This is a genomic window from Pustulibacterium marinum, from assembly GCF_900116665.1.
Taxonomy (GTDB): Bacteria; Bacteroidota; Bacteroidia; order Flavobacteriales; family Flavobacteriaceae; genus Pustulibacterium; species Pustulibacterium marinum.
In genome coordinates this window covers 165601-174246 of the sequence record NZ_FPBK01000010.1, presented here as the reverse complement: position 1 = coordinate 174246, position 8646 = coordinate 165601, and the positions used below count along the sequence as shown (strand labels likewise).

General features: G+C 35.4%; 8 protein-coding genes. 4 read left to right on the top strand and 4 right to left on the bottom strand.

Features of this window, described 5'->3' with window-relative positions; genetic code table 11:
• Positions 1 to 326: 326 nt before the first annotated feature.
• The 4 genes from thrS (at position 327) to rplT (ending at position 3554) form a co-directional block, all read left to right on the top strand.
• Positions 327 to 2270 carry a threonine--tRNA ligase gene (gene thrS / locus BM383_RS13460; protein ID WP_093025658.1) on the top strand — a complete coding sequence of 648 codons (1944 nt, stop codon included), beginning with the start codon at positions 327 to 329 and terminating at the stop codon, positions 2268 to 2270.
• 29 nt (positions 2271 to 2299) lie between these two features.
• On the top strand, positions 2300 to 2851 hold the full coding sequence (infC, locus tag BM383_RS13455; RefSeq protein ID WP_262501728.1) for a translation initiation factor IF-3: 552 nt from the start codon (positions 2300 to 2302) through the stop codon (positions 2849 to 2851).
• 58 nt (positions 2852 to 2909) lie between these two features.
• Positions 2910 to 3107, top strand: a complete 198-nt coding sequence (rpmI, locus tag BM383_RS13450) for a 50S ribosomal protein L35 (protein WP_093025656.1) — start codon at positions 2910 to 2912, stop codon at positions 3105 to 3107.
• A gap of 102 nt (positions 3108 to 3209) precedes the next feature.
• The gene (rplT, locus tag BM383_RS13445; protein WP_093025655.1) at positions 3210 to 3554 is read left to right on the top strand and encodes a 50S ribosomal protein L20; all 345 of its coding nucleotides are present in this window, start codon (positions 3210 to 3212) and stop codon (positions 3552 to 3554) included.
• A 91-nt stretch (positions 3555 to 3645) separates the two neighbouring features.
• Here the strand turns inward: rplT and guaB are convergent, their stop codons facing one another.
• The 4 genes from guaB to BM383_RS13425 all read right to left on the bottom strand — a co-directional run bounded on the left by guaB (position 3646) and on the right by BM383_RS13425 (position 8634).
• Entirely contained in the window at positions 3646 to 5118 is a 1473-nt protein-coding gene (gene guaB / locus BM383_RS13440; RefSeq protein WP_093025654.1) for an IMP dehydrogenase, read from the bottom strand.
• Between the two features lie 94 nt (positions 5119 to 5212).
• Positions 5213 to 6076 (bottom strand): hydroxymethylglutaryl-CoA lyase, encoded by an 864-nt coding sequence (locus tag BM383_RS13435; protein ID WP_093025653.1) that lies wholly within the window; start codon positions 6074 to 6076, stop codon positions 5213 to 5215.
• A 9-nt stretch (positions 6077 to 6085) separates the two neighbouring features.
• Positions 6086 to 7027 carry an NAD(P)H-dependent flavin oxidoreductase gene (locus BM383_RS13430; protein ID WP_093025652.1) on the bottom strand — a complete coding sequence of 314 codons (942 nt, stop codon included), beginning with the start codon at positions 7025 to 7027 and terminating at the stop codon, positions 6086 to 6088.
• A complete protein-coding gene (locus BM383_RS13425; RefSeq protein ID WP_093025671.1) occupies positions 7027 to 8634 on the bottom strand; it encodes a S8 family serine peptidase in 1608 nt (535 codons plus the stop codon). The genes BM383_RS13430 and BM383_RS13425 overlap by 1 nt, the downstream gene beginning before the upstream one ends.
• Positions 8635 to 8646 lie beyond the last annotated feature (12 nt).

The following is an 8646-nucleotide window of genomic DNA, read 5'->3' as shown; positions in this document are numbered from 1 at the left end:
GGGTGCAAATATAAAACCTTTTTAAACCAATCAACAAACTTTTATTTAGATTTTTTGAAAACAAACACCCTTCAATCTACTAACCAGCCTTTTATAAAGGAAATTATTTTTAATAAATATTAAAAAACAAAAAAACCACCGCAATTAAACAGCACAATGAAGTCAGTTATCAAAAAAACTACTCTATATAACTAAATAAAGTCTGAATTAAACATCACAGGTATATCTATTTCCAAAATTTGAAAAAAATCATTCTATATATACTATATAATTATTGTAATAGAATTTACAACCTATTATCTTTGCACTCCTTTAATTATATTATAATGATAAAAATAACTTTACCGGACGGATCAGTCAAAGAGTTTGAAGCTAATTCAACTCCAATGGATGTAGCCAAAAGCATTAGTGAAGGTTTGGCAAGAAATGTAATCTCTGCAAAATTCAACGGTACTACCGTTGAAACCACTACTCCATTAACCACGGACGGTTCACTTATCTTATATACTTGGAATGACGATGACGGAAAGAAAGCATTTTGGCATTCCACTTCTCACGTAATGGCGCAAGCACTAGAAGAAATGTATCCTGGTGTAAAACTTACTATAGGACCAGCTATTGCTAATGGTTTTTACTATGATGTTGATTTTGGTGAAAATTCTATATCGGAAAAAGATTTTCCTGCGATAGAAAACAAAATGCTAGAAATTGCTAGAGGAAAGCACGATTATAAACTAAGATCTGTAAGTAAAGAAGAAGCTCTCAATTACTATAAAGAACAAGACAACGAATTTAAAGTTGAGTTAATAGAAAATCTAGAAGATGGTACTATTACGTTTTGTGACCATTCTACTTTTACAGATTTATGTCGCGGTGGACACATTCCTAATACAGGAATTATCAAAGCGGTAAAACTACTAAATGTTGCCGGAGCATATTGGCGTGGTGATGAAAATAAACCACAGCTAACTCGTATTTATGGTATTTCTTTCCCAAAACAAAAAGAGCTAAAAGAATATTTAGAACTTTTGGAAGAAGCTAAAAAACGTGATCATAGAAAATTAGGTAAAGAATTAGAACTTTTCACTTTCTCACAAAAAGTTGGACAAGGTTTACCTTTATGGTTACCAAAAGGAGCAGCTTTGCGCGAGCGCTTAGAATCCTTCTTAAAAAAGGCTCAACAAAAAGCTGGATATGAACAAGTAGTTTCTCCACATATTGGACAAAAAGAACTTTATGTGACTTCTGGCCACTATGCAAAATATGGAGCAGATAGCTTTCAGCCTATCAACACTCCAGCAGAAGGGGAAGAATTCCTTCTTAAACCAATGAACTGTCCACACCACTGTGAAATTTACAATTCACGCCCTTGGAGTTACAAAGAACTTCCAAAACGTTTTGCAGAATTTGGTACCGTTTATAGATATGAGCAAAGTGGAGAATTACATGGATTAACGCGTGTTAGAGGATTTACTCAGGATGATGCTCACATTTTCTGTTCCCCAGAACAATTAGATGAAGAGTTTAGAAATGTTATTGATTTAGTACTTTATGTATTTGGATCATTAGGATTCGAAAACTTTACCGCACAAGTTTCATTAAGAGATCCAGAAAATCCTGAAAAATATATAGGTAGTGACGAGAACTGGGATAAAGCTGAAAATGCTATCATTAATGCAGCTAAAGAAAAAGGACTTAATTACGTAATTGAAACTGGAGAAGCAGCTTTCTATGGTCCTAAGTTAGACTTTATGGTAAAAGACGCCCTGGGAAGAAGCTGGCAATTGGGAACAATTCAGGTTGACTACAATTTACCTGAAAGGTTTGAACTATCTTATAAAGGTAGTGACGATAAATTACATAGACCAGTCATGATTCACAGAGCACCATTTGGAAGCATGGAACGCTTTGTAGCTATTCTACTTGAGCACACAGGAGGAAATTTCCCTTTATGGTTAATGCCAGAGCAGTGTACTATTCTGTCTCTCAGTGAGAAATATGAAAATTATGCTAAAAATGTTTTGAATTTATTAGAAAATCACGAAATTCGCGCCCTTGTAGATAACCGCAGTGAGACAATGGGGAAAAAAATTCGTGAGGCAGAAACTCAGAAAATTCCATATATGCTAATCGTTGGGGAAAATGAGCAAAGTGAAAACACTGTTTCTGTAAGAAAGCACGGAGGAGAAGATTTAGGCACCATGTCTATTGAAGCCTTTTCAGACTTGATAAAGACAGAAATAAATAGTATATTAAAACCGTTTAAATAAAGTTTAATTAAAATTTTTTAGCCATAGCTATTAGAAGAAACAACAGAGGTCCTTACAAAAGAGAGGAAAAAGATCAGCACAGAATCAATGAAAAAATTCGTGTGCCTGAGGTACGATTAGTTGGAGATAATGTAGAAATGGGTGTATACCCTACAAGACAAGCATTTGCCAAAGCTCAAGAAATGGAATTGGATTTGGTAGAGATATCTCCAAATGCCAAGCCACCTGTTTGTAAGATTATGGATTACCGTAAATTTCTTTACGAGCAGAAAAAAAGAGAAAAGGCTTTAAAAGCAAAAGCTTCGAAGGTGGTGGTAAAAGAAATTCGTTTTGGTCCTCAAACAGATGACCATGATTACGAGTTTAAGAAAAAGCATGCTGAGAAATTTTTAAAAGACGGAGCTAAATTAAAAGCATACGTATTTTTTAAAGGTCGATCAATTGTATATAAAGATCAAGGACAAATTTTACTTCTTCGTTTAGCTCAAGAATTAGAAGAGTTAGGAAAAGTAGAACAAATGCCAAAATTAGAGGGTAAACGTATGACTATGTTTATCGCTCCTAAAAAGGCAGCAAAATAAAAACTGAATTTTTCAGTATTAAGATTTAAGCGAAATAGAATTTAAATAGGAGAAGAAAATGCCTAAAATGAAAACAAAATCTAGTGCTAAGAAGCGTTTTAAGCTTACAGGCTCTGGAAAAATCAAAAGAAAGCACGCTTTCAAAAGTCACATCTTAACTAAGAAGTCTAAGAAGCGTAAGCTTGCTTTAACTCACAGTGGACTTGTTCACGATAATGATGTTAACAGCATTAAAGAACAATTACGTTTAAAATAAGAATTGTTCTTTCCGGTTCAATTTAAAATTGTTTAACCCTGGAGTGAGGCTCAATCAAAGTGCAGTACAATTACTGACGCCTACTACAAAAAATTAAAAATTATGCCAAGATCAGTAAACGCAGTAGCTCGTAGAGCTCGTAGAAAAAAAGTGATGAAACAGGCCAAAGGTTACTTTGGTAGACGTAAAAACGTTTGGACTGTTGCTAAAAACGCGGTTGAAAAAGCGATGCAATATTCGTACAGAGACCGTAAAAACAAAAAGAGAACGTTTCGTGCTTTATGGATTGCACGTATTAACGCAGGTGCAAGACAACACGGTTTGTCTTATTCTCAATTCATGGGGAAAGTAAAAGCTAGCAACATTGAGCTAAACCGTAAGGTTTTAGCTGATTTAGCTATGAACCACCCAGCTGCTTTCAAAGCAATTGTAGAAAAAGTAAAATAATAAACGTTTAATAATATTTTATTTCGCTTATATAAAAAAATCCGATTCATTTGAATCGGATTTTTTGTTTTTAATATCTTTAAGCTTTACTCTATCTTGAATAATTAGGAGCTTCTTTGGTAATTGTAACATTATGTGGGTGACTTTCCATAATACCACTAGATGTGATTTTTACAAATCGTCCATTTTCTTTTAAAGCCTCAATATTTCCAGCTCCACAATAACCCATACCAGCTCTCAAACCTCCAATAAATTGGTGCATACTCTCGAAAAGATCACCTTTGTATGGTACACGACCTACAATTCCTTCAGGAACTAGCTTCTTAATATCATCTTCTACATCTTGGAAATAACGGTCTTTACTACCTTTCTTCATAGCTTCAACACTACCCATTCCACGATACGATTTAAACTTTCTACCTTCGTAGATAATAGTTTCTCCAGGAGATTCCTTGGTACCTGCCAACATAGAACCTAACATAACACAGTCTGCACCTGCTGCAATCGCTTTCGGAATATCCCCTGTATAACGAATACCACCATCAGCAATCACTGGAACACCAGTACCTTTCAAAGCCGCAGCAACTTCCATTACTGCTGATAACTGTGGAAAACCAACACCAGCAACAATACGAGTAGTACATATAGAACCTGGTCCTATACCTACTTTAACTGCATCAGCTCCATTGTCAGCAAGATATTTTGCAGCTTCTGGAGTTGCAATATTCCCTACCACTACATCCAATTCTGGAAATTTAGCTTTAACTTCTTTCAATACATTTACCACTCCTTTGGTATGACCATGAGCGGTATCTATAATAATTGCATCTACACCGGCAGCAACTAGTTGTTCTGCACGGTCTACAGCATCACCTGTAACACCAATTGCAGCAGCAACTCTTAATCTACCATATTCGTCCTTATTTGCTATTGGCTTTTTGGTAAGCTTTGTAATATCTCTAAAGGTAATAAGACCTACTAACTTATAATCGCCATCTACAATAGGAAGTTTTTCAATTTTGTTTTCTTGAAGAATTTCTTCTGCATCAGCCAAAGAAGTACCTACAGCAGCAGTAACCAAGTTTTCTTGAGTCATTACCTCTACTATAGCACGTTCATCATGCTTTTCAAAGCGAAGATCACGATTGGTTACAATTCCTTTCAACGTTCCGTTCTCGTCAACTACAGGAATACCACCAATGCTATGTTCTTTCATATTAGCTTTGGCATCTTTAACCTTAGCATCCAATGGCAATGTCACAGGGTCTATGATCATTCCACTTTCTGCTCTTTTAACTTTACGAACATGCATTGCTTGCTGCTCTGCAGTCATATTTTTGTGAAGCACACCAATACCACCTTCTCTAGCCATAGCAATAGCCATAGCAGATTCGGTCACTGTATCCATTGCAGCAGAAACTACAGGAACATTTAGTGTGATATTTCTAGTAAATTTTGTTTGAATACTTACTTCGCGTGGTAATACTTCCGAGTAATTTGGAACAAGAAGAACATCGTCATAAGTCAATCCTTCTCCTACGAATTTAGTTGTGTGTGATATCATGATGCAATTTCTAATAAATTGCATGCAAATATAAAGCATTTATCACAAAATGCATCAACTTAGAATTTTTATTTTGAATGATTTTTTATTGAGTTTAAAATTCTCCAATAAAAACTTTCGATGCTTCGTTAAAAGCACTTTCAAAACTCATGGGACTTAAACCGGTATTTGCTTTTTTAGACGTAAAATAAGACAGCATTTTCTCAGTAGGCATATTTCCTGTTAATTCGTCTTTAGCCATCGGACAACCGCCAAATCCTTGAATAGCCCCATCAAATCTTCTACATCCAGAACTGTAAGCTGCATCTACCTTTTCAAACCAAGCATGTTTTGTTGTATGCAGATGTGCACCAAATTCAATATCGGGATACATCGGAATCAAATTTGAAAATAGATATTTTATAACATCCGGAGTTGAACTACCAATGGTATCTGAAAGTGAAAGAATTTTGACACCCATCAAAGAAAGTCGTTCGGTCCATTCTGCCACTACATCCACATTCCAAGGATCTCCATATGGATTTCCAAATCCCATAGACAAATAGGTCACTACTTGTTTATGGTGATTTTCAGCCAATGATATAATTTCCTCTAAAACCTTCAATGATTGCTGAATGGTTTTATGTGTATTTCTCATCTGAAAGTTTTCAGAAATTGAAAAAGGAAAACCTAGATACGTAATTTCATCTATTTCGCATGCCTGTTCAGCGCCACGAACGTTAGCCACTATAGTAAGTAATTTACTTTGTGAAGCTGAGAGATTGAGTGAAGAAATCACTTGAGCAGTATCAGCCATTTGTGGAATTACCTTTGGGGAAACAAAACTCCCCACATCTATGGTATCAAAACCAACTCTTAATAACGCCTGAATGTACTGAACTTTTTTATCGGTAGGAATAAAAGTTTTAATGCCTTGCATGGCATCCCGAGGACACTCGATAATCTTAACGTTATTCATGATTCTAATTTATAGCGAAGCTACACGTTTTTTTGCTTCGTTGAACTCTTGCATCATATTTTTTACAATTTCTGCAGCCGGCTGTATATCATTAATTAATGCTGAGACTTGACCAATTTCTAATTCTCCATTGTCAAGGTCACCTTCAAACATTCCTAACTTAGCTCTGCCCCTTCCTAGCAAAGTTTTGAGTTGTTCTATATCTGAACCATTTCCGTAAGCCAAAAGAACTTCTTCATAGAATTTATTCTTCAACAAACGAACTGGAGCAAGTTCTTTTAATGTTAATTGGGTATCTCCTTCTATTGCTGAAACTACTTCATTTTTAAAATTGATATGCGAAGAAGCCTCATTACTCGCAACAAATCTACTCCCAACTTGAACTCCGTCTGCTCCCAAAACCATAGCTGCCAGCATAGCTTCTCCAGTAGCAATTCCACCCGCAGCAATTACCGGAATATTTATGGATTTACTTACTAAAGGAATTAAAGTAAGTGTTGTGGTTTCATCTCTACCATTGTGTCCGCCGGCTTCAAAACCTTCGGCAACAATAGCATCTACACCAGCATCTTCTGCCTTTTTAGCAAATTTTAAGCTGCTAACTACATGCACAACAGTAATGCCGTTTTCCTTCAATTTTGGTGTCCAAGTTTTTGGATTTCCGGCTGAAGTGAAAACAATTTTCACTTCTTCTTCTATGATAATATTCATGATTTCATCCAAATCTGGATACAACATAGGCACGTTTACTCCAAATGGTTTATCTGTAGCCTTTTTGCATTTTTGGATATGTTCACATAAAACATCAGGATACATAGAACCAGCTCCAATAAGACCTAAACCTCCAGCATTACTTACCGCAGATGCAAGCTTGTAACCACTAGCCCAAACCATTCCACCTTGAATAATTGGAAACTCAATATTGAAAAGCGATGTAATTCTATTGTTCATTACTGCTTTAAAATTTTAAAATTGATCAATTCGTCATTCTTAGAAACTTCAACAATATAAATACCTCTATCAAAATTGGAAATATCCATACCACTTGCAGAAATATTTTCTTCATGAATCAACACCTGTCCCATGGAGTTATAAATTGATATTTTTTCATTTCCTATAAAATTTTTGAAATAAATCTTATCAGAAACAGGATTTGGATAAAACTGTAAAGTTGCTTCTGAAAAACTTGAAGTACTTAATAACTCCTCTAGAGCATCATCAAAATTTGGAATTCCGTACCCTAATTGATTCGTTGGATTATCATAAATAGATGCAGATTCACGCACTAATTGCATAATTTCCAAGTTAGTTTTAGAGGGATCTGCTTGCCAAAAACTAGCTATAGCTCCTGCCATAATTGGTGAAGAAAAAGATGTTCCACTAGCATACGTTATATTATTTCCAGAAGTAATAACAGCGCTCAACTGACCTTGCGCTACCACATCGGGTTTTACACGACCATCTGCTGAAGGACCAATAGAACTGAAAGAAGCATAATTTTCATCGGCATCTACAGCTCCAATTGCGAATGCATCACCATCAGCCGGAGCTCCAATTTTATAAAATGAATTACTATTTCCTGAATTTCCTGCTGAATTAACTACCAAAATTCCTTTCTCAACTGCAATATTTGCACCTTTTGTAATGAATGCAGTATTCCCATCCATATCATTCATCGTATAATCATACCGAGATTCATCGAACGTAGTATATCCTAGTGAGCTATTTATAATATCTACACCAAGACTATCGGCTCTTTCTGCAGCCTCAACCCAATAACTTTCTTCTACCGGAGTTTCAGAGGAAGCATCTTCTGTCCTAAATAGATAATATCCGGCATCTGGACCGGTACCAACAAAATCATCTTCTATATAACCAGCCATATCAGACAATACTAATGTACCGTGACTATTTAAAGACGTATTATTAAAATCTGAGCTTCTTAAAACAAAATCATAGCCGCCTAAAAGATTATTATTATCTCGTAAACGCTGTAGACCTCCCATAGTATTTACATTTGGAAAACCTGCATCTAACACGGCAATAATCATCCCTTCTCCTGAGTAATCTGCTTCATGTAACTCGTCTACATTCAACATATCAACTTGATTTTCGGCATTCCCGTAATCAAAATCTACATTCACTTGAAACTTATTTTCAGATTTTTCTGATTGAAAAAATCGAGAAGATGTATTTAATGTGTTATCAGCGTAGTGTATACTGTCAACTATGGCTAGGTTTAACAACGCATCAACGTTGGTTTGTGTTCCAATTACATGAACACAATTCATCCATTTTGATTTTGCTTTTACAACAATGCCTGTTTGGTTTTTGATGGTGGTAATGTAGGTTTCATCAACAGGAACATCGCGCTCATCGATAGCTGTATTATGTAGATTTTTTCTATCGATAGCATCTTGTGTTAAGATACTTAAGGGTGTTTGTAATGCTGTGGTAGCATTTGGTTTATCTGTAAAATACACCCAAGCATGCTCTTCTTGTTGAGATAATGCTATATTGGATACAAATAATAATATGACTAAGCAGAAGTATTTCATAAACTGCATTTT

Bases quoted from the DNA above. Each gene is read 5' to 3' on its own strand.
- thrS (WP_093025658.1), top strand. From the start codon at position 327: ATGATAAAAATAACTTTACCGGACGGATCAGTCAAAGAGTTTGAAGCT.
- rpmI (WP_093025656.1), top strand. From the start codon at position 2,910: ATGCCTAAAATGAAAACAAAATCTAGTGCTAAGAAGCGTTTTAAGCTT.
- rplT (WP_093025655.1), top strand. From the start codon at position 3,210: ATGCCAAGATCAGTAAACGCAGTAGCTCGTAGAGCTCGTAGAAAAAAA.
- guaB (WP_093025654.1), bottom strand. From the start codon at position 5,118: ATGATATCACACACAACTAAATTCGTAGGAGAAGGATTGACTTATGAC.
- BM383_RS13435 (WP_093025653.1), bottom strand. From the start codon at position 6,076: ATGAATAACGTTAAGATTATCGAGTGTCCTCGGGATGCCATGCAAGGC.
- BM383_RS13430 (WP_093025652.1), bottom strand. From the start codon at position 7,027: ATGAACAATAGAATTACATCGCTTTTCAATATTGAGTTTCCAATTATT.
- BM383_RS13425 (WP_093025671.1), bottom strand. From the start codon at position 8,634: ATGAAATACTTCTGCTTAGTCATATTATTATTTGTATCCAATATAGCA.